The 19584-nt window shown below is 73.0% G+C and carries 17 protein-coding genes and 1 pseudogene; 8 read left to right on the top strand and 10 right to left on the bottom strand.

Going from position 1 to position 19584, the window contains the following annotated elements; translation table 11 throughout:
• Nucleotides 1–132: 132 nt before the first annotated feature.
• A complete protein-coding gene (locus OOK34_RS25465) occupies nucleotides 133–1962 on the top strand; it encodes an ABC transporter ATP-binding protein (protein WP_267036174.1) in 1830 nt (609 codons plus the stop codon).
• The gene (locus OOK34_RS25460) at nucleotides 1959–3740 is read left to right on the top strand and encodes an ABC transporter ATP-binding protein (RefSeq protein ID WP_267036173.1); all 1782 of its coding nucleotides are present in this window, start codon (nucleotides 1959–1961) and stop codon (nucleotides 3738–3740) included. The genes OOK34_RS25465 and OOK34_RS25460 overlap by 4 nt, the downstream gene beginning before the upstream one ends.
• A gap of 53 nt (nucleotides 3741–3793) precedes the next feature.
• Here OOK34_RS25460 and OOK34_RS25455 read toward each other — a convergent pair whose 3' ends face one another.
• Nucleotides 3794–5011: a hypothetical protein gene (locus tag OOK34_RS25455; RefSeq protein ID WP_267036172.1), complete on the bottom strand. Its 1218-nt coding sequence runs from the start codon at nucleotides 5009–5011 to the stop codon at nucleotides 3794–3796.
• A 131-nt stretch (nucleotides 5012–5142) separates the two neighbouring features.
• The gene (locus tag OOK34_RS25450; protein WP_267036171.1) at nucleotides 5143–5934 is read right to left on the bottom strand and encodes a metal-dependent hydrolase; all 792 of its coding nucleotides are present in this window, start codon (nucleotides 5932–5934) and stop codon (nucleotides 5143–5145) included.
• A 145-nt stretch (nucleotides 5935–6079) separates the two neighbouring features.
• Between OOK34_RS25450 and OOK34_RS25445 the strand changes: the two genes are divergently transcribed.
• From OOK34_RS25445 to OOK34_RS25435, 3 genes are all read left to right on the top strand, one after another.
• The gene (locus OOK34_RS25445) at nucleotides 6080–8602 is read left to right on the top strand and encodes a DUF3516 domain-containing protein (protein ID WP_323183457.1); all 2523 of its coding nucleotides are present in this window, start codon (nucleotides 6080–6082) and stop codon (nucleotides 8600–8602) included.
• A 70-nt stretch (nucleotides 8603–8672) separates the two neighbouring features.
• A complete protein-coding gene (locus OOK34_RS25440) occupies nucleotides 8673–9575 on the top strand; it encodes an acyl-CoA thioesterase II (RefSeq protein ID WP_267036169.1) in 903 nt (300 codons plus the stop codon).
• Between the two features lie 71 nt (nucleotides 9576–9646).
• Complete coding sequence (locus OOK34_RS25435; protein ID WP_267036168.1) at nucleotides 9647–10048, top strand: YchJ family protein; 402 nt, start codon at nucleotides 9647–9649, stop codon at nucleotides 10046–10048.
• Here OOK34_RS25435 and OOK34_RS25430 read toward each other — a convergent pair.
• Together OOK34_RS25430 and OOK34_RS25425 are read right to left on the bottom strand one after the other, a co-directional pair.
• Nucleotides 10012–10872, bottom strand: a complete 861-nt coding sequence (locus OOK34_RS25430; RefSeq protein WP_267036167.1) for a DUF6397 family protein — start codon at nucleotides 10870–10872, stop codon at nucleotides 10012–10014. The two genes, OOK34_RS25435 and OOK34_RS25430, sit on opposite strands and share 37 nt — an antisense overlap.
• A gap of 103 nt (nucleotides 10873–10975) precedes the next feature.
• Nucleotides 10976–11374: a roadblock/LC7 domain-containing protein gene (locus OOK34_RS25425; RefSeq protein ID WP_042800536.1), complete on the bottom strand. Its 399-nt coding sequence runs from the start codon at nucleotides 11372–11374 to the stop codon at nucleotides 10976–10978.
• A gap of 106 nt (nucleotides 11375–11480) precedes the next feature.
• On the opposite strand from OOK34_RS25425, the pseudogene OOK34_RS25420 reads away from it, so the two are divergent.
• A pseudogene (locus tag OOK34_RS25420) lies at nucleotides 11481–11665 on the top strand (PPOX class F420-dependent enzyme); the annotation flags it as partial.
• A gap of 5 nt (nucleotides 11666–11670) precedes the next feature.
• Here OOK34_RS25420 and OOK34_RS25415 read toward each other — a convergent pair.
• From OOK34_RS25415 to OOK34_RS25395, 5 genes are read right to left on the bottom strand one after another with little or no spacing between them, the layout of a single operon-like run.
• Nucleotides 11671–12336 carry an ATP/GTP-binding protein gene (locus tag OOK34_RS25415; RefSeq protein WP_267036166.1) on the bottom strand — a complete coding sequence of 222 codons (666 nt, stop codon included), beginning with the start codon at nucleotides 12334–12336 and terminating at the stop codon, nucleotides 11671–11673.
• The gene (locus OOK34_RS25410; protein WP_267036165.1) at nucleotides 12336–12716 is read right to left on the bottom strand and encodes a DUF742 domain-containing protein; all 381 of its coding nucleotides are present in this window, start codon (nucleotides 12714–12716) and stop codon (nucleotides 12336–12338) included. Before OOK34_RS25410 ends, OOK34_RS25415 begins: the two co-directional genes overlap by 1 nt.
• Before the next feature lie 17 nt (nucleotides 12717–12733).
• Nucleotides 12734–13180, bottom strand: a complete 447-nt coding sequence (locus OOK34_RS25405) for a roadblock/LC7 domain-containing protein (protein ID WP_267036164.1) — start codon at nucleotides 13178–13180, stop codon at nucleotides 12734–12736.
• On the bottom strand, nucleotides 13180–15846 hold the full coding sequence (locus tag OOK34_RS25400) for an ATP-binding protein (RefSeq protein ID WP_267036163.1): 2667 nt from the start codon (nucleotides 15844–15846) through the stop codon (nucleotides 13180–13182). The genes OOK34_RS25405 and OOK34_RS25400 overlap by 1 nt, the downstream gene beginning before the upstream one ends.
• A 56-nt stretch (nucleotides 15847–15902) precedes the next feature.
• Nucleotides 15903–16799 (bottom strand): MHYT domain-containing protein, encoded by an 897-nt coding sequence (locus OOK34_RS25395; RefSeq protein ID WP_267036162.1) that lies wholly within the window; start codon nucleotides 16797–16799, stop codon nucleotides 15903–15905.
• A gap of 169 nt (nucleotides 16800–16968) precedes the next feature.
• Here OOK34_RS25395 and OOK34_RS25390 point away from each other — a divergent pair, with 169 nt between their 5' ends.
• Nucleotides 16969–17577 (top strand): class I SAM-dependent methyltransferase, encoded by a 609-nt coding sequence (locus OOK34_RS25390; RefSeq protein ID WP_267036902.1) that lies wholly within the window; start codon nucleotides 16969–16971, stop codon nucleotides 17575–17577.
• A 75-nt stretch (nucleotides 17578–17652) separates the two neighbouring features.
• On the opposite strand, the gene OOK34_RS25385 is transcribed toward OOK34_RS25390, so the two are convergent.
• On the bottom strand, nucleotides 17653–18567 hold the full coding sequence (locus OOK34_RS25385) for an oxygenase MpaB family protein (protein ID WP_267036161.1): 915 nt from the start codon (nucleotides 18565–18567) through the stop codon (nucleotides 17653–17655).
• 134 nt (nucleotides 18568–18701) lie between these two features.
• Here OOK34_RS25385 and OOK34_RS25380 point away from each other — a divergent pair, with 134 nt between their 5' ends.
• Complete coding sequence (locus OOK34_RS25380) at nucleotides 18702–19490, top strand: hypothetical protein (RefSeq protein WP_267036160.1); 789 nt, start codon at nucleotides 18702–18704, stop codon at nucleotides 19488–19490.
• Nucleotides 19491–19584: the final 94 nt, after the last annotated feature.

Below are 19584 nucleotides of genomic sequence, written 5' to 3'. Positions count from 1 at the left end.
GCGGGCGTGCTGCGGCGCGTGCGCCGGAACACGGGCCGGGCGTGCGCCCCCGGGCCGGAAAATCGATTGCCCGGCCCCGTCCGGAAGACGAACCTTGCGTGGGTTGAAGCCGTCGACCAGTCATGGGGCGTCATGCAGATCAGCGATCTTCCGTATCCGGATCCCGGGGTGCCCGACGCCCGCTCCGGCCCCCGGTTCCTGTGGTGGCTGGGGAGGGGACAGCTCGGCGGCCAGGCCAGGAGCCTGGCCTGGGGCCTCCTGCACTTCTGCGGGGTCGCCGGGCTGCCGTACGCGGTCGGCCTGGGCGTCGGAGCCGTCGTGGACCGCGACGGGACCCGGCTGCTGCTGGTCGGCGGGCTGCTCCTGCTGGTCGGCGCGGCCATCTCGGCAGGTGACGCCATGCTCCACCGCACCGCCGTCACCAACTGGATCACCGCCGCCGCGCGGGTGCAGCAGCTGCTCGCCCGCAAGACCGCCGAACTGGGCTCCGCGCTGACCCGCCGGGTCGCGGCGGGTGAAGTGACGGCGGTGTCCACGGGCGACGTGGAGAAGATCGGATGGTTCGTCGAGGCGGTCTCCCGTTTCCTCGCCGCCGCCTTCTCGGTCGTCGCCATCTGTGTGGGCCTGCTCTTCTACGCGCCCTCCATCGGCGTGGTCGTCGCCGCGGGCGTGCCGGTGCTCGCCCTGTCGGTACTGCCGCTGCTGCCGCGTGCCACGCGCCGCGCGGACCTCCAGCGCGAGAAGGCGGGCAAGGCCACCGAGCTGGCCTCCGACACCGTGGCGGGCCTGCGGGTCCTGCGCGGGATCGGCGGCGAGGAGCTGTTCCTGGGCCGCTACCGCGAGGCCTCGCAGGAGGTCCGCAAGGCCGCCGTGCGCAGCGCCCGCATGTGGGCCCTGATCTCCGCGATCCAGGTGCTGCTGCCGGGCGCCCTGCTGGTCACGGTGGTCTGGTACGGCTCGCTGCTGGTGCTGGACGGGCGGCTGGCGGTCGGTGAACTCGTCGCGGCCTTCAGCGCGGTGGCCACGATGCTCTACCCGCTGCGGCACTTCGAGGAGATCGCGATGGCGTACTCCTTCTCGCGGCCCTCCGCCAAGCGGGCGGCCCGGGTGCTGTCGCTGACGCGTACGGAGGACGGGGCGGCCGGCCCCGTCGCCGGGGCGGTGGACGCTCCGGCGCCGGGCGGGGACCTGTACGACCCCGGCACGGGGCTGCTGGCCCCGGCCGGGCGGTTCACGGCGGTGGTGTGCGGGGACCCGGACCTGGCGGGCCGGCTCGCGGAGCGGCTGGGCGGGCATCCCGTACACACCGGCGACGGGGCGCCCCCGGTACTGCTCGGCGGGGTGGCGCTGGACGAACTCGCGCTGGACACGGCGCGTGCGCTGGTCCTCGTACAGGACAAGGATCCGGTGCTGTTGTCCGGGACGCTGCGCGAGCTGTTCGACGTACCAGCCTCGGGGTCGGTGACGGCCGGGGCCGCGCTGGCCGCGGCGCAGTGCGGTGACGTCCTGGACGCGCTGGTGCAGTCGGCGCCGGAGGGGGTGGGGGACGCGATGGACGCGCGGATCACCGAGCGCGGCCGGTCCCTGTCGGGCGGGCAGCGGCAGCGGCTCGCGCTGGCCAGGTCCCTGGTCACCGATCCGGAGGTGCTGGTGCTGGACGAGCCGACCTCGGCGGTGGACTCGCACACCGAGGCGCGGATCGCCGAGGGGATCGCGGGCCTGCGGGCCGGGCGCACGACGGTGGTGCTGGCCTCGTCGCCGCTGCTGCTGGACCGCGCGGACCGGGTCGTCCTGGTCCATGAGGGCCGGGCGCTGGCGGCGGGCACCCATCGGGAACTGCTGCAGGGCGACCCGCGCTACCGGGCGGTCGTCACCCGGGAGACGGACGAGGAACAGCGGGCGGCCGGGCTCGGCCCGGCCGGACCGGCAGAGGAACTCACAGGGATCGAGGAATCCGCATGATCGGCGTGGCTCCGCCTCAATACGATCCGGCGGCCCCCGAAACGGCCGCGACCCTGCCCGTGGGCACGGCGGCGACCGTACGGGGCTATGTGCGCGGCCTGTTGCGGCGCCACCGGCGGGCCTTCGTGGTGCTGGTGGCGGTCAACGCGGTCGCGGTGGTCGCCTCCATGGTCGGCCCGTACCTGCTGGGGCGGGTCGTGGACGAGCTCGCTGCGGGGGCGCGCGAGCTGCATCTGGGGCGTGTGGCGCTGCTGTTCGCGCTGGCTCTGGCCGTGCAGACCTTCTTCGTGCGGCTGGTGCGGCTGCGCGGGGCGATGCTCGGCGAGGAGATGCTGGCGGACCTGCGCGAGGACTTCCTGGTGCGCTCGGTCGGCCTGCCGCCGGGTGTCCTGGAGCGGGCCGGTACCGGTGACCTGCTGTCGCGGATCACCACCGACATCGACCGGCTGGCCAACGCGATGCGCGAGGCCGTGCCGCAGCTGGCCATCGGCGTGGTCTGGGCGGGGCTGCTCTACGGCGCGCTCGCGGTCACCGCGCCGCCGCTGGCGCTGGCCGCTCTGGTGGCACTGCCAGTGCTGGTCGTGGGCTGCCGCTGGTACTTCCGGCGGGCGCCCGCGGCGTACCGCTCGGAGGCGGCCGGGTACGCGGCGGTCGCGGCGGTGCTGACGGAGACGGTGGACGCGGGGCGCACGATCGAGGCGCACCGGCTGGGCGGGCGCCGGATCGAGCTGTCGGAGCGGCGGATCAAGGAGTGGACGGCCTGGGAGCGGTACACGCTCTTCCTGCGGACGGTCCTGTTCCCGGTCGTCAACGTCACCTATGTGACGATCCTCGGCTCGGTGCTGATGATCGGCGGCTACTGCGTGCTGCGGGGCTGGATGTCGGTGGGGCAGCTGACCACGGGGGCGCTGCTGGCGCAGATGATGGTCGACCCGCTCGGCCTGATCCTGCGCTGGTACGACGAGCTGCAGATCGCCCAGGTGTCGCTGGCCCGGCTGGTGGGCGTGCGGGAGATCGAGCCGGACGCGGGTGACCGGGCGGTCGTACCGCAGGGCCGGGACGTACGGGCGCAGGAGGTCCACTTCGGCTACCGGGAGGGCGTGGACGTCCTGCACCGGGTGTCGATGTCCGTGCCGCCGGGCACCCGGATGGCGCTGGTGGGGCCTTCGGGGGCGGGCAAGTCCACGCTGGGCCGGCTGCTGGCGGGCGTCTACGCGCCCCGGACTGGCGAGGTCACCCTCGGCGGGGCGCGGCTGTCGCGGATGCCCGCGGAGCGGGTGCGCGAGCACGTGGCGCTGGTCAACCAGGAGCACCACGTGTTCGTCGGCACCCTGCGGGACAATCTGCGCCTGGCCCGGACGGGCGCGGCGGACGCCGAGCTGTGGGCGGCGCTGGGCGCGGTGGACGCGGACGGCTGGGCGCGGGCCCTGGAGGCGGGGCTGGACACCGAGGTCGGTTCGGGCGGGAGCGCGCTGACCCCGGCGCAGGCGCAGCAGGTCGCGCTGGCCCGGCTGGTGCTGGCGGATCCGCACACGCTGGTGCTGGACGAGGCGACCTCGCTGCTGGATCCGCGGGCGGCCCGGCATCTGGAGCGTTCGCTGGCGCGGGTGCTGGACGGCCGTACGGTGATCGCGATCGCCCACCGGCTGCACACCGCGCACGACGCGGACGTGATCGCGGTGGTCGAGGCCGGGCGGATCAGCGAGCTCGGCTCGCACGAGGAACTGGTGGCGGCGGGCGGGGCGTACGCGGCCCTGTGGCGTTCCTGGCACGGCTGACCCGCCGGGCCGGGGCGCGTAAGGGTTCCGTGATCCGTCCCACCCTTCCACTGTCAGGGCACGAGCCGCTGTAGCACTCCGCTCCATGCCTCCATCGCTGTGCCCAGTCCGGTACCGGCGGCGGCTGCTGCGTTCAGTGCGTTGAGAGCAGATCTGATCATTCCTCGGTTCCTCTGCTCCGGGGGTTCCCCTGCGGCCCCAGCGAGATACTCGACATTGTCGAGCAGGTCCCGGCGCTGATCGTCGTCAAGATTCTCCTGGGCCAACACCGCTTGCCCCAGCGCTGTCAGCGCATCGGCTATGCCGGCGCCGCCGTCCTGGTGAACACCGGCAACGGACGAGTGGATGTTGGCGATCTGGGCGGCGAACTGCCCGCCATAGTAGTTCCCGCCGCTGAAAGTCAGCGAAACCCGCGGTTCCGGAGCTGCCTGCCCGGATGCCTCTGCATAATCAGGCATACGTCCTCGCACCTCTTCCAGATAGGCCAAACCTAGAGCCAAATAGGCTCGCCCCAGGGCATGTGCATCGGCGATCAGGGGACTGCCGCACGCTGGGGCGGATTTCATAAGGGAATCGAACCCGAGCTTCACGCCCAGGTGGCGCCCCAGAAATTGGGAGGTGCTGTCGCGCCACTCCAGGATGACGGGTGAAACGGCAGTCGCGGTGGCAACGGCTGCTTCTATCTCCTTGCAGTTCTCGATCCAGGCGCTGAGATCCTCGACGAAGAGCCGCGCGAGAGTGCCTTTCGTGAAGACCGCGTGCCGGGGCGGATGAATCTCATCCGGCAGTTCGATAAGGCATGTCGGATTATCTTCCCTGAATGCCGTGGCGAGCTTTCTGATGTTTCCTATGAGCGCCGCCACGGCCCGGTCGACCGTATCCTTCGTATGGTGGCTGGTGTATGTCGAAACTGTTTTGTAAAAATCTCCGTGGTCGTTTTCAATAATCCAGAGAGCAGGAGGGTGATAGTCGAGACAACCGACAGCGTTTTCCAGGTCCCGCCACAGAGGTTCGGAACGTGTGCGGCCCCTCCTGTCCAACAGTGCCTGGGCTTCACGGAGAGCGGTATACGCTTCGGGCCTGATAAATCCGCGCGGCTCCAAGAGGCTCCCCTGCCCCCGGCTCCACTTCCACGCCTTGCCCAGCCACGGCTCAAGGCCAGCTGCGACCGCATCACAGCGTCTTCCCTGTTCGTCCAGAAGCGGCCGCAACCGGTACCGCGCCACCCTGTCCTGCTCACGTATGACGCGCCTCGCCGTGTCAACGTCCATGCCGCGAACTTTAGCGGCGCTCTTTGCGCCCTGTCCCCGGAATGCCGCAGTAGTCAAAGGCGTTGCCCGGCAGGGAGTCGAGCACTCTGACGGACGGTTTGCTTGCCGGACAGGGGGTGAGCAGACGAGTCTCAGATGAAGCCGAGGGCCGAGGCGCCGCCCATGCCGCCGAGGAGCATGAACACCGGCATGAGCACCTTGAGCTCCACCCAGCTGCCGGCGCGGAAGCGCATCGCCTTCGGCGGGCCGATCGGGTACCAGCGCTTCCCGCCGATGGGCAGGGGCCACAGGACCGGGCAGCCGGAGACGGTCAGCGCGTCGCCGATGTCGTGGACGAGCGCGCCGAGCATGATCGGCAGGCCGAGCCAGAGGTACTCCTGGCCCGGGCCGGTGAACAGCCAGTCCGCGCCGTTGCCCGGCTGGTCCAGCACCCCGGCCAGGGTCCAGGCGCTGGTCGCGCCGAGCAGCCAGACCAGGACGTCGCTGGACATCCGGGCCGCCCGCCACAGCAGGCCTTCCACGGCCAGCACCAGGTGCACGAAGAGCAGCGCCAGCACGCCCCAGCGGTCGGCGGTGGCCGCGAGCGCGGAGGACCCGGCGCCGATCAGGACCGCCCAGAGCCAGGTATGGGTCAGGGTGCGGTGGCCCCCGGTGCGGCGGGCGTCGCGCGGGGAGCGGGTCGCCTTGTAGACGGAGTAGGAGATCTTGTCGACCACCTCGCACAGGCCCCGGGACAGGGGTCCGAAGGCGCGCGAGATCGTCGCCGACTTGTGGTCGAGGTCGGGGGCGAGGGCCGCTCCGGCGCAGATGAGGGCGCCGACGACCAGTACGGGCCAGGGCATCGGATGTCCGGCTGCCGCCGTCGCGGCGCCCACCCCCAGCCAGGCCGCCGCCCCGGACAGTGAGTGCGCCGGACCCATCATGCTCGTTTCCCGCCCCGGTCCTGTCGTGGTGGGGCCCCGTCGAGGGATTCGGTCGGGCCGCCGCGACGGCCCAGCGTACCTGCGATGATCTTCCTTCCCTCCGCCGGTTCCCTCTTCCGGCGGGAAGCCAGGCAAGATGGGGGGCGTGACCCTCATTGATCAGCTCCCGCCGACCGCCGACCCCGACGCCCTCTTCGAGGCCTTTTCCTCGTGGGCGGAGGGCCAGGGCATCACCCTGTACCCGGCGCAGGAAGAGGCGCTGATCGAGGTGGTCTCGGGCGCGAACGTGGTCCTGTCGACCCCGACCGGCTCCGGGAAGAGCCTCGTCGCGGCCGGCGCGCACTTCACCGCGCTGGCCCAGGACAAGGTCACCTTCTACACCGCGCCGATCAAGGCGCTGGTGTCGGAGAAGTTCTTCGACCTGTGCAAGCTCTTCGGCACCGAGAACGTCGGCATGCTGACCGGCGACGCCTCCGTGAACGCCGACGCCCCGGTGATCTGCTGCACCGCCGAGGTACTGGCCTCGATCGCCCTGCGCGACGGCAAGTACGCCGACATCGGCCAGGTCGTGATGGACGAGTTCCACTTCTACGCGGAGCCGGACCGCGGCTGGGCCTGGCAGATCCCGCTGCTGGAGCTGCCCCAGGCGCAGTTCGTCCTGATGTCGGCGACCCTCGGCGACGTGAAGCGGTTCGAGGAGGACCTGACCCGCCGCACGGGCCGCCCGACCTCGGTGGTCCGCTCCGCGACCCGGCCCGTCCCGCTCTCGTACGAGTACGTGACCACGCCGATCACCGACACCATCACCGAGCTGCTGGAGACCCGGCAGGCCCCGGTCTACATCGTGCACTTCACCCAGGCCCAGGCGGTCGAGCGGGCGCAGTCGCTGATGAGCATCAACATGTGCACCCGCGAGGAGAAGGACAAGATCGCGGAGCTGATCGGCAACTTCCGTTTCACCACGAAGTTCGGCCAGAACCTCTCCCGCTACGTCCGCCACGGCATCGGCGTGCACCACGCGGGCATGCTGCCCAAGTACCGCCGGCTCGTCGAGAAGCTGGCCCAGGCCGGTCTGCTGAAGGTCATCTGCGGCACCGACACCCTGGGCGTCGGCGTCAACGTCCCCATCCGCACGGTGCTGTTCACCGCGCTCACCAAGTACGACGGCAACCGCGTCCGCACGCTGCGCGCCCGGGAGTTCCACCAGATCGCCGGCCGGGCCGGCCGGGCCGGATTCGACACGGCGGGCTTCGTGGTCGCGCAGGCGCCCGAGCACGTCATCGAGAACGAGAAGGCCCTCGCGAAGGCCGGCGACGACCCGAAGAAGCGCCGCAAGGTGGTCCGCAAGAAGGCCCCCGAAGGGTTCGTGGCCTGGTCGGACACCACCTTCGAGAAGCTGATCGCCGCCGACCCGGAGCCGCTGACCTCGCGCTTCAAGGTCACCAACATCATGCTGCTCTCGGTGATCGCCCGGCCCGGCGACGCCTTCAAGGCGATGCGCCACCTCCTGGAGGACAACCACGAGCCGCGCAAGGCCCAGCTGCGCCACATCCGCCGGGCCATCGCGATCTACCGCTCGCTGCTGGACGGCGGCGTCGTCGAGAAGCTCGACACCCCGGACGCCGAAGGCCGCACCATCCGGCTCACCGTCGACCTCCAGCAGGACTTCGCGCTGAACCAGCCGCTGTCCACCTTCGCGCTGGCCGCCTTCGACCTGCTGGACCCGGAATCCCCGTCCTACGCGCTGGACATGGTCTCGGTCGTGGAGTCCACGCTGGACGACCCGCGCCAGATCCTGGCGGCCCAGCAGAACAAGGAGCGGGGCATCGCGGTCGGCGCGATGAAGGCCGACGGGATCGAGTACGAGGAGCGGATGGAGCGGCTCCAGGACGTCACCTATCCCAAGCCCCTCGAGGAACTGCTGGTCCACGCCTACGAGGTCTACAGCAAGAGCCACCCGTGGGTCCGGGACCACCCGGTCTCCCCGAAGTCGATCATCCGCGACATGTACGAGCGCGCGATGACCTTCACCGAGTTCACCTCCTTCTACGAGCTGGCCCGTACCGAGGGCATCGTGCTGCGCTACCTGGCGAGCGCGTTCAAGGCGCTGGACCACACCATCCCCGACGACCTGAAGTCGGAGGACCTCGAGGACCTCATCGCCTGGCTGGGCGAGCTGGTCCGCCAGGTCGACTCCAGCCTCCTCGACGAGTGGGAGCAGCTGGCGAACCCGGAGGTGGAGACGGCGGAGCAGGCCCAGGAGAAGGCCGACCAGGTCAAGCCGGTCACGGCCAACTCCCGCGCCTTCCGCGTGCTGGTCCGCAACGCGATGTTCCGCAGGGTGGAGCTGGCGGCCCTGGACCACGTCAACGTCCTGGGCGAGCTGGACGCCGAGTCCGGCTGGGACGCCGACGCCTGGGGCGAGGCCATGGACGGGTACTGGGACGAGTACGACGACCTCGGCACCGGTCCGGACGCGCGCGGCCCCAAGCTCCTCCAGATCGAGGAGGACCCGGCGCACGGCCTGTGGCGCGTCCGCCAGACCTTCGCCGACCCCAACGGGGACCATGGCTGGGGCATCAGCGCCGAGGTCGACCTCGCCGCGTCCGACGAGGAGGGCCGGGCCGTCCTCCGGGTCACCTCGGTCGGCGAGCTCGGCGCGCTCTGACCGGAATCCGCAAGCCACCGCACCGGGCGGCCCCGCCCGGCCCGCCGGACCCGACAGTGGAGAACCTCTGATGACGAACCCCGCCGAGAGACTCGTCGACCTGCTCGACCTGGAGCAGATCGAGGTCAACATCTTCCGGGGGGCCAGCCCCCAGGAGTCCCTCCAGCGCGTGTTCGGCGGGCAGGTCGCCGGCCAGGCGCTGGTGGCCGCCGGCCGCACCGTGGAGAGCGACCGCCCGGTCCACTCCCTGCATTCGTACTTCCTGCGCCCCGGCGTCCCCGGGGTGCCGATCGTGTACCAGGTGGAGCGGGTGCGCGACGGGCGCTCCTTCACCACGCGCCGGGTCACCGCCGTCCAGCAGGGCAAGACCATCTTCAACCTGACCGCCTCCTTCCATCACCCGGAGGAGGGCAGCATCGAGCACCAGCTGCCTCCCCGCCTCGACTTCCCCCACCCGGACACGCTCCCGAAGGTCGCGGACGAGATCCGCGAGCACCTGGGCGCGCTGCCGGAGGCGCTGGAGCGGATGGCCCGCCGCCAGCCCTTCGACATCCGGTACGTGGACCGGCTCCGCTGGACCCCTGAGGACCTCAAGGACGCCGATCCGCGCAGCGCGGTGTGGATGCGGGCGGTCGGCCCCCTGGGCGACGACCCCCTCGTACACACCTGCGCCCTCACCTACGCCAGTGACATGACCCTCCTCGACGCCGTGCGCATCCCCGTGGAACCGCTGTGGGGCATGCGCGGTTTCGACATGGCCTCGCTGGACCACGCCATGTGGTTCCACCGGCCGTTCCGGGCGGACGAGTGGTTCCTCTACGACCAGGAGTCGCCCATCGCGCACGGCGGCCGCGGTCTGGCCCGTGGCCGCATCTACGACGTCGAGGGCAGGCTGCTGGTCTCCGTGGTCCAGGAGGGCCTCTTCCGCCCCTACCCGGCCGAGTCGGCCAGGCCGGCCGTGTCGCCGCAGTAGTCCCGGCAGTCCTGACAGTCCTGGCAGTCCCGGCAGTACCCGACCTCCTCACCGAAGAGCTGATCGCACCGATGCCCACCCCGGCCCTCCCCTGCCCCTGCGGGCTGCCCGCCGCCTACCCCGCCTGCTGCGGCCGCTTCCACTCCGGCTCCCAGCAGGCGCCCACCGCCGAGCTGCTGATGCGTTCCCGCTTCAGCGCCTTCGCGGTCGGCGACACCGCCTACCTGCTCCGCTCCTGGCACTCATCGACCCGTCCGGGCCGGCTCGACCTGGATCCGGACCAGCGCTGGGAGCGGCTGGAGATCCTCGCCACCGAGCGCGGCGGGATGTTCGAGACGGAGGGCTCGGTGGAGTTCCGCGCCCACTACCGCGAGGGCGGCCACACCGGCTCGCTGCGCGAGCACAGCGCCTTCTCCCGCGAGGGCGGGGCCTGGGTCTACGTCGGCCCCCTCTCCTCCGTCGAGTTCGACTGACCCCGCGCGCCGGTCAGGGCGAAGTCCAGGCTGGCGCGGTACCAGTGGACCTCCTCCGGCGGCTCCGCCAGCAGCAGCCGGTGGGCCACCGCCGCGGCCGCCGGTACCTGTGGGTGGCCGTAGGGCGGGGGCGGTGCGAGGGCGGCGAGCACGATCCGCTCCGCCGGGTCGGGCACGGCCTCCCGCACCTGCGCCTCGGGCAGTACGGAGGCCAGTACGGCAGCCCGCTCCCAGGGGTCGGCGGTCCGTCTCAGCAGCAGCCCCACATGCCGCCCCCGCCACCTGCGCGGGCGCAGGTCCGCCCCGGCCGCCATCAGCTCCCGGTCCGGCGGGAGCGCGACCCCGCTCAGCATCCCCGGCTCCCGGGCGGCGAACTCCCTTAGCTCCGCGGCCAGATACAGCCAGACGACGGCCCGGTAGCGGTTGATCCGGTAGCCGACGGGCGTGAGGTGCCCGCAGCGCGCGAGCCGGGTGAACCGGCTCGGCCCGACCCCCAGCACCCGCGCCCCCGCGTCGGTACCGGCCACGGCCTCGACCCGGGCGCGCAACTCCTGCGGGAAGCCGTCCGCCGCCTTGACCCGGTCCAGCTCGGCCCGGGCGAAGCGGGCGGCGCCGCTCGCGGCCCGGGGGCCCTGGCGCACCAGCCCCAGCTGGACGGCCCGGGCCAACTCGCTGCGGCTCAGGCCCAGTTCTCCGGCCGCGCGGACCCCGCCGAGCAGCGCCTGCGCCCGCACGTCAGCCCGTACGGCATCCCGCGCGTCCGCCCGTACACCCACGCGCGGATCCGTATCGACGGACGCACGCTCCAGGATTTCCACCTTCATCACAGTCCTCCCCCACGAGTGGCGATCACTCTGTGTGAAGACCGTAACCGGGCGTGACGACAGCGCGCCAGGCCTGTGGATAACTCCCGCGCCGGCCCGGCGGTCAGCCCCCGGTGATCCGCCGCTCCGCGACGCCCAGGTGCTCCCCGACCCGGTTGACCAGCAGCGTCATCTCGTACGCCACCTGCACGATGTCGGCCTCGGCGGCGCTCAGCGCGCACAGGCAACTGCCGGAGCCGGCGGCCACGACGAAGAGGAAGCCCTCGTCGTACTCGACCATCGTCTGGCGCACCTCGCCCGCCCGGAAGTGCCGCCCGGAGCCCTTCGCCAGGCTCTGCAACCCCGCCGCGACGGCCGCCAGGTGCTCCGCGTCCTCCCGCGCCAGCCCCGCGCTCGCCGCCGTCACCAGCCCGTCGTTCGACAGGACCACCGCGTGCCGGACCTGCTGGACCCTGCGCGTCAGATCGTCCAGCAACCAGTCCAGCTGCTTGTCCAGTGCCATTTCCAGCCCCTCCCCGTTGACCCGGCCGACGCGGCCGCGCCCCACCCCGCTTGGTCGTGGCGCAAGCCTTCCCCACCAGGGGCTTTCCGGCAAGGAGGATGGACCCATGGCACAGAAGATGACTCAAGAGGAATGGCGGGCCTTCGTCCCGCACTCCAGCCGCACCAAAAGCCGTCCGCGCGCGGGGCGGACGGAAGCCCGCACATCGCTCCCATCTGGTTCGTTCCCGACAGTGATTCCTTCGTTTTCGGCACCGGCGGGAACACCGTCAAGGGGCGGATTCCGGCCCGTGCGGCCTACGGACCCACCGCGTCGAGCAGCCGGGCGGTGTGCACCCGCCCGGCGTACTCCACCAGCCGGATGAGCACTTCCTTCCCCGAGTCCTTGTCCCGCGCGTCGCACAGCACCACCGGCGTCCCCTGGTCCAGGTCCAGCGCCCGGGACACCTCGTTCGCCCCGTAACGGCGGGCGCCGCTGAAGCAGTTGACGGCCACCACGAAGGGGATCCGCCGGTGCTCGAAGTAGTCCACCGCCGGAAAGCAGTCCTCCAGCCGCCGGGTGTCGGCGAGGACGACCGCCCCCAGCGCGCCCTGGGAGAGTTCGTCCCACAGGAACCAGAACCGGTCCTGGCCCGGCGTCCCGAACAGGTACAGCGACAGGCCCGCCCGGATGGTGATCCGCCCGAAGTCCATGGCCACGGTGGTCGTGGTCTTCTGGCCCACCCCGCCCGTGTCGTCGACCAGTTCCCCCGCTTCGCTCAGCAGTTCCTCCGTGCGCAGCGGCCTGATCTCGCTGACCGCGCCGACGAGCGTGGTCTTGCCGACCCCGAACCCGCCGGCCACGAGGATCTTCAGGGCGAGCGCGGCCAGTTCCTCCTCGGTTGCGGAATCGGTTGCGGAATCGGCGCCGGAGCCGGCGCCGGAACCTCCGGTTCCTGCCGTGCCGTCGTCGTGCAGTCCCATCACAGCGCTCGCAATCCCTCGATGACTTCCCGCAGAATCCGTTCGTCCGGCAGCTGGGCCGGCGGCACCGGGCGGCTGACCCTCACGTGCCCCGCCTCCAGCAGGTCGCCCAGGAGCACCCGCACCACCCCCACCGGGAGGTCCGCGTCGGCGGCGAGTTCCGCGACCGACTGGGTCTCGGCGCGGCAGAGCCCGAGCAGGGCCCGGTGTTCCGGGCCGAGCAGCGCCTCGTCCCCCGCGCCGGCCGCATCCGGGTCCACCACGACCAGGGCGATCAGGTCGAAGCGGACCCCGTGGGGTCCCGGTTTCGTACGCCCTCCGGTCATGGCGTACGGGCGGACGAGCGGGCCCGCATCCGCGTCGTACCACTGGCCGTCCATGTGCCGGGCCGCCGCTCTCACCCGGCGGCCGGCGGGCGCGCCGCGAACCGGGGCGGCGTGTAAAGGTGCTCGCCGACCCGCTTGACCAGCCGGGCCATCTCGTAGGCGATCAACCCGATGTCGGCGCTGGCGGCGCTGAGGACGGCCAGACAGGAGCCGTCCCCGGCCGCCGCGACGAAGAGGAACCCCTCGTCCATCTCGACCATCGTCTGGCGTACGCCCCCGGCGTGGAAGTGCCGGCCCGCGCCCTTGGCGAGGCTGTGGAAGCCGGAGGCGACCGCCGCCAGGTGCTCGGCGTCCTCCCGGCTCAGGGCGCTGGAGGAACCCACCGCCAGCCCGTCGTTGGACAGGACCACCGCGTGCCGGACCTCGCGCACCCGCATGACGAGGTCGTCCAGCAGCCAGTCCAGTTCCCCGGACCGGCGGACACCGTCGAGGCCGGTCGTCCTGTGGTGTTCGATCATCACACTTCTCCTTCGCTGCCTGCGTGGGGGGAGTCGTCCTGTGAGCCGCGCGCCCACCCGGCCCGGTAGGCGGCCATCCGGTCCCGCGCCTGCTCCGGGCTGCGGTCCGGGGGCTCCTCGGGGGGCCACGGGCCGGCCGCGGCCTTGGCGGCGGGGGCCTCGCGCAGCTGCGGGACCAGGCTGGCCTGGCGTACCCGGCGCGGCAGTTCGGTCACCGATGCGGCGGGAGCGGCGGGTGCCGGGGCGGTCACGGGTACCGATGCGGTACGGATCACCGTGCCGCCGGGGCCGCGCGGTCGCAGCGGCGCCACCGGGGCGGGGAGGGGCCCCCGCCGGGGCCCCGCGTCGGGCGCGGGCGCCTGCGCCGGCGGGCGGCCCGGCTGCGGTCCGCCCGGGGCCGGGATCCCGCGCACGGTCTCCCGTACGACGCTCACGGCAGCCGGGAGCTGCGCCTGCTCCTGCGCGGCCGCCGGGTGCCCGGCGCCGGGCACGGCCGGCGTCTCGGGAACGGCCACCATCTCCGGCTCCCGCTCCCGCTCCCGCTCCGGCTCGGGTTCGGGTTCGGTCAGGGGCGGGGCCGTGATCGCCGCCTGGAGGAGGGAGTTGGGCAGCAGCACCACCGCGGTGGTGCCTCCGTAGGGCGAAGGCCTCAGGTGCACCTGGACCCCGTGGCGGGCCGAGAGCCGGCTGACCACGAAGAGCCCGAGGCGATCGCTGTCGAAGAGGTCGAGGTCCTCGGAGTGCTCGATCCGGCGGTTGGCCTCCGCGAGGGCCTCGCGGCCCATGCCGAGTCCGCGGTCCTCGACCTCCAGGACGTAGCCGGCGCCGACGGGCTCGCCGGTGACGCGGACCTTGGTGTGGGGCGGGGAGAACTGGGTGGCGTTCTCGATCAGTTCGGCGAGGAGGTGGGTGAGGTCGGCGACCGATCCCCCGGTGACGGCGGCCTCGGCCAGCCGGCGGACCTCCACGCGCGGGTAGTCCTCGATCTCGGAGACGGCGGCGCGCACGACGTTGGTCAGCGGGACCGGCATCCGCCAGGCCCGGCCCGGGGCGGCCCCCGAGAGGATGATCAGGCTCTCGGCGTGGCGGCGCATCCGGGTGGTGAGGTGGTCGAGCCGGAAGAGGTCGCCGAGTTCGCCCGGGTCGTCGGCGCGGCGCTCCATCGAGTCGAGCAGGTTGAGCTGCTTGTGCACCAGGACCTGGCTGCGGCGGGCGAGGTTGACGAAGACCCCGCTCACCCCGCTGGCGAGTTCGGCGCGCTCGACGGCGGCGCTGAGGGCGGCCCGGTGGACGGTGGACAGCGCCTCGCCGACCTGGGTGATCTCGTCCTCGGCGGGCCGCCCGGGCGGTGCCTCGGCGTCGACGTCGATGTCCGCGGCCCGTCCGGCGCGCAGCCGGTCCATGGCCTGCGGGAGCTTGCGGTGGGCGATCTCCAGAGCGGTGTTGCGCAGTGACACCAGCTCGACCACGAGGGCGCGGCCGATGCGTACGGAGATCACGAGCGAGGCCGCCACCGCCGCCAGGCCCAGCAGGACGGCGGCGCCGGCCGGGCTGAGCGCGCCTTCCGCGAGCGGATCGGCGCGCCCGGCGCCCCGGGCGTGGGCGGCCTGCCGGATCTCGCGCATCGAGCCGCTCACGCTGGTGTGGGCGGCGTCCCAGCCGACGGGCACCCCGTGGACCTCGCGCGCGGCGGAGACCGCGGCGGAGGCCCCGGTGGCCGGGGCGGTGGCCAGGGCCTTGTCCTCGGCGGCGGTGAGCTCGGCGTAGGAGGCGCTCTTCGACACGGACTCCCAGGCCGACTGCTGGGCTGCGGGCAGGTCCCGGGCGGTGGCGGCGGTGAGGGTGCGGCGGGTCTCCACCGTGCCCGTCAGGCGGCGCAGCGCGTCGGCGGTGCGGGGGCCGGGCAGGGCGAGCAGCGCGTCCTCCCGGGAGAGCAGCTCACCGGCCCGGGCGAACTCCAGCAGGACCCGGGCGTCGGGGCCGAGTTCGGCGTCGGGGCCGCCGGAGAGGGCGCCCTCGACGGCGAGGGCGGAGTCGGCCACGCGGGTGTACGTCTCGTAGGCGCCGTCCGGGGTGGCGCGGCGGGCGGCGATGTCCTTGCGGGCGGAGCCGAGCGCCTCCGCGTCGGCGACGAAGGCGCCGAGCCGCACGACCGTGCCGGTGCGGTAGTCGCCGGAGTCGGCGACGGTGTGGCGGTCACCGAGCCGCAGTCGCCGTACGGCTTCGTCGGTGCGCCGGGCCTGCTGCTCCAGGGCGGACGCCTGGCCGGAGGCGGGGTCGGCCAGGAAGCGGACGACGGCCCGCCGCTCGGCCTGGATTTCGGTGAGGGCGGCGGCGACGGGGGTGCGTATCTCGGCTTCGACCTGCCGGATGCGGCTGAGCCGGGCTATGTCCTGGGCGGTGCTGACGGTGGCGAAGCCCCAGAGGGCGAGCAGCGAGACCACCGGGACCATCAGCAGCGAGACGATCTTCGCCCGGACGGTGGCGGGTCGCAGCCGGATTCGCGGACCGCCCCCGCCGCCGACGCCCCCGGCCCGGGCGGGGCCGTGGGGCTCGGGCCCCGGTGGTTCGGGGGCGGGGGGACCGGCGTGTGCGCGGCGGCCGCGCGACGGGGGCGCGGGGGGCCGCGGCGCCGCTGCTTCCGGTCTTCTGCGGGGTGTGCGCATGGGGGTCCTCGTTCCGGGGCGGTACACGGGGCGGGCGGGCGGGGCAGCGGGAGGGTTCAGCGGGAGGGCAGGGCGCCCTCGCCCAGGTGCCGGGCGCCCCGGGCCGAGCGGGAGGCGGAGCCGGAGCCCGGGTCCGCAGCAGCCGCGGACGGCGGTGTGGCCGAAGACGCCCAGGCCGACACGGACGCCCAGGCCGACGCCGACGCCGAGGCCGACGCCGACGCCGCCCGCTCGTCCGCGGTCGGGGAGAGCGCCACGAAGGCGGCGGTGATGAAGAGGTAGGAGCCGAGGCCGACCGCGAGCGGGAAGATGAACTGCAGGGCGGTGGCTCCGGGCAGCGCCGCGTCCGAGGGGGCGACGCGGACGGCGACGGCCATCATCCCGGTGTAGTGCATGCTGCTGACGGCCACGCCCATGACGAGGGAGGCCCCGGCGACGGCCACCGGCGACTTGATGTTGAGCGCGGCCCAGAGCGCGGCGGTGGCGGCGACGACGGCGATGGCGACCGAGAGCCCGACGGTGAGCGGGTCGTAGTCGATCCGTCCGTGCAGGCGCAGGGCGGCCATGCCGAGGTAGTGCATGCTCGCGACCCCGAGTCCGGTGGTCAGGCCTCCGAGGACGAGGGAGCGGCCGCGGTCCTTGCCGTAGCCGACGGCGAAGACCCCGCCGCCGACGACGAGCATGGCGACGAGCAGGCTCAGGAGGGTCATCGGCACGTTGTAGTGGATCTCGGTGCCGGTGACGTGGAAGCCGAGCATGGCGATGAAGTGCATCGTCCAGATGCCGGTGCCGATGGCCGAGGCCGCGGTGAGGAGCCAGTTGCGGCGGGAGGTGCCGGTCGAGGCGAGCGCGCGGACGGTGCAGCGCAGGCCGAGGGCGGCGCCGATCGATGCCATCACGTATGACAGTGCGGGTGTCAGCCAGCCATAGGCGGCGTGGTCCAGGTGTCCCATGGCCACGGGACGCTAGTCCGGGTGAGGGCGCGAACAAGGGGCGCATTTCGAAAGCCGCTGTAACTGCTGGAATATGACAGAGATACGTTCATCTTCGATCACGCCACGTACCACCTTGCGCACGGTCCGCAGGGGTCGCCCGGTGCGGAATCATGTGCGCATGAGCCGTATGAACCGTACGAACGAGGACCACACGCACGTGCAGGAGTTCTTCGGAGCGCGCGCGGCCGCCTGGGACGACAAGTTCCCGGAGGACGGACCCGCCTTCGCGACCGCCGTGGCGGAGTTCGGCGTCGGGCCCGGGGACCGGGTGCTCGACGCCGGCTGCGGAACCGGCCGGGCGCTGGTCCCGCTGCGCGCGGCCGTCGGGCCGGCCGGAACCGTGCTCGGCGTGGACCTGACCGAAGAGATGCTCGCCGCGGCGCAGCGGGCCGGGCGCGGGGCCGAGGGGACGCTGCTGCGCGCGGACGTGGCCCGGCTGCCGCTGCGCGACGGGGCCCTGGACGCGGTGTTCGCCGCCGGGCTGATCGCGCACCTGCCCGATCCGGCGGCGAACCTGCGCGAGCTCGCCCGCGTGGTCCGCCCGGGCGGCCGGCTCGCACTCTTTCACCCGATCGGGCGAGCCGCGCTCGCCGCCCGACACGGTCGCGAGCTGACCCCGGACGACATGCGGGCCGAGCACAACCTCGGCCCGCTGCTGGCCGGTTCCGGCTGGCGGATGACCTCGTACGCCGACGAGGACGCCCGCTTCCTCGCCCTGGCCCTGCGCAGCGCCTGAGAAACCCGCGCGGCGCCCGCGAAAGACCTTCCGGTACGCCGGCCCGCGGCCCGGAACCCGCCGGCGGCCCGGGGGCTACGCGGGAGGCTGGGCCTCGGCTCCGGCCGGGCGGCGCGGGTGCGGCACGGGGCAGCCGCTCGCGCCGGGCACGGGGAAGGTGCCGAGCTCGCCCACGTCGTAGCCGTCGGGGTAGCCCTTGACCTCCGGGTTCTGGCGGGCGTAGTGCGGGGCCCGGCGCGGCGGCAGCAGCCGTACCGCCCGGCCGCGCAGCCGCAGGGCGCCGCGGACCAGCCGGCTGACGCCGGGGCGCGGGACCTCGTACCGGAAGGCGCGCAGCAGCGGCTCGTCGAGCAGGGCGAGGCTCGCGCCGCGCACGGCGGGGGCGAGCGGCGCCGGGTACCAGGAGGCCATCAGGTCGAGGGTGGAGTCGGCCACCTTGCGGCCGCCTTCGTCCCAGCCGAAGTGGGCCTCCTCGTAGGCGTTCAGGGTGGCCTCGAACTCCTCGTAGGAGCCCGGGATGTCCGTGATGCCCAGGTGTCGGCCGAGGGTGGCGTAGTAGTTGGCGCAGGCGCGGCGCTCGTGGTGGGTCAGCGGGCGCCAGCCGTAGACGTCGAGCCAGCGTGCGGGAATCACCACGAACGTGCACAGGACGTAGCGCATGTCGTCGTTGGAGATGTCGTAACTGCGGTGCATCTGGTTGACGCGGCGGATCGCGGTGCGCGCCGTGTCGCTCTCGAAGCCGTGCTCCACGACCGCGTCGAGGAGCAGCGCGGTGTCGTCGTAGCGCTTCTGCGCACGGTCGGTGAACTCGGCGGTCTCGGCGAGCAGACCGCCGATGGCGGGGACGGCATAGGTCCTGAAGAGGGCGAGTTCCAGGGCGCGGGTGAAGTCCCAGGGGAATTCGTAGGTGGCGGTGAGCCGGTAGATGGCCAGGAAGTCCTTGTCGGGGTCGAGCCGGAGGATCTCCCTCAGCCGGTCGTAACGCTGCACCGGTCTCCCTTTCTGTGGCGGGTCCCCAACTCTACGTGCAGGTAGCGGGCTTGGAAATCGACACCTGTCGGGTCTCGACGTGCGAGTTACCCGCTGGTTAAGGTGCGCCGACGAGAACGCGATCGGGAGGCCAGGTGTCCGACGAGGAGGACGGGGGCTCGCTGTACGTGCTGACTGCCGTGCTGCTGACCCCCACGCAGTTCCCGGCGGTGCTCGGCGACGACTTCCCGGAGGCCTGCGCGCATCTGGGCGTACCGCCGGTCACCGACGGCTACGGGCTGGTGCTGGGGCAGGACGAGGAGGGTGCGCGCTGGACGGTCGTCGTGGACGACGTCTCGCTCGTGGCCACCGCCATCGCCTCGTGGGACTGCGGCATGGGGTACGACCTGTCGCCGGACGAGCGGACGATCGTGGTCTCGCTGGCGGGCTGGCCGCTGGAGCTGACGGTGTCGGCGACCGGCATTCCGGAGCCGCACGATCCGGAGCAGGGCGCGGACGGTACGGGGCGGGTCCCGCTGGCCCCACCGTCGGGCGAGGTGTGGGGACCGGTGCAGCGGCGCCTGGGCGCGGACCAGATCGCCCGGGAGTGGGCGGACTGGAGCGGGCGCGTCGCGGCGGACGGCGGTGCGGCGGCCGCCGCGCACCCCGGGCTCGCGCGGGCGCTGCGGGAGGCCGTCGGGTACACGCGGGACGCACCGCCGCCTGGCCGGGTCCGGTCGGCCTTCGCGGGCGAGGGCGTGCGGACCCTCCGGGCCGACGGGCCCGGCTGGTCCCTGGTGGCCCGGACCGGCGGACCGGCCTTCGTCCTGCTGGACGAGGAGCCGGGCGAGGTCCTGGCCGTCCCCGGCGGGGGCGGCGGCGAGCTGCCGGAACTCGCCGGACTGCTGACGGCGCTGGACGGCGTCGCCGCGCGGCCCGCCTGACACGATCGGCCAGGGCGCACGCGGCCTGGCACAGACGGCCCGGGCACAGAGGGCCTGGCGCAGACGGCCCGGGCCAGACGGCTCGGGCGCATGG

Source organism: Streptomyces sp. NBC_00091 (assembly GCF_026343185.1).
In the GTDB taxonomy this organism is placed as follows: Bacteria; Actinomycetota; Actinomycetes; order Streptomycetales; family Streptomycetaceae; genus Streptomyces.
This window is presented reverse-complemented; position numbering and strand designations above follow the sequence as displayed.

Coding starts and splice junctions, on each gene's coding strand:
- OOK34_RS25465 (WP_267036174.1), top strand. CDS start 133: ATGCAGATCAGCGATCTTCCGTATCCGGATCCCGGGGTGCCCGACGCC.
- OOK34_RS25460 (WP_267036173.1), top strand. CDS start 1,959: ATGATCGGCGTGGCTCCGCCTCAATACGATCCGGCGGCCCCCGAAACG.
- OOK34_RS25455 (WP_267036172.1), bottom strand. CDS start 5,011: ATGGACGTTGACACGGCGAGGCGCGTCATACGTGAGCAGGACAGGGTG.
- OOK34_RS25450 (WP_267036171.1), bottom strand. CDS start 5,934: ATGATGGGTCCGGCGCACTCACTGTCCGGGGCGGCGGCCTGGCTGGGG.
- OOK34_RS25440 (WP_267036169.1), top strand. CDS start 8,673: ATGACGAACCCCGCCGAGAGACTCGTCGACCTGCTCGACCTGGAGCAG.
- OOK34_RS25435 (WP_267036168.1), top strand. CDS start 9,647: ATGCCCACCCCGGCCCTCCCCTGCCCCTGCGGGCTGCCCGCCGCCTAC.
- OOK34_RS25430 (WP_267036167.1), bottom strand. CDS start 10,872: ATGAAGGTGGAAATCCTGGAGCGTGCGTCCGTCGATACGGATCCGCGC.
- OOK34_RS25425 (WP_042800536.1), bottom strand. CDS start 11,374: ATGGCACTGGACAAGCAGCTGGACTGGTTGCTGGACGATCTGACGCGC.
- OOK34_RS25415 (WP_267036166.1), bottom strand. CDS start 12,336: ATGGGACTGCACGACGACGGCACGGCAGGAACCGGAGGTTCCGGCGCC.
- OOK34_RS25410 (WP_267036165.1), bottom strand. CDS start 12,716: ATGGACGGCCAGTGGTACGACGCGGATGCGGGCCCGCTCGTCCGCCCG.
- OOK34_RS25405 (WP_267036164.1), bottom strand. CDS start 13,180: ATGATCGAACACCACAGGACGACCGGCCTCGACGGTGTCCGCCGGTCC.
- OOK34_RS25400 (WP_267036163.1), bottom strand. CDS start 15,846: ATGCGCACACCCCGCAGAAGACCGGAAGCAGCGGCGCCGCGGCCCCCC.
- OOK34_RS25395 (WP_267036162.1), bottom strand. CDS start 16,799: ATGGGACACCTGGACCACGCCGCCTATGGCTGGCTGACACCCGCACTG.
- OOK34_RS25390 (WP_267036902.1), top strand. CDS start 16,969: ATGAACCGTACGAACGAGGACCACACGCACGTGCAGGAGTTCTTCGGA.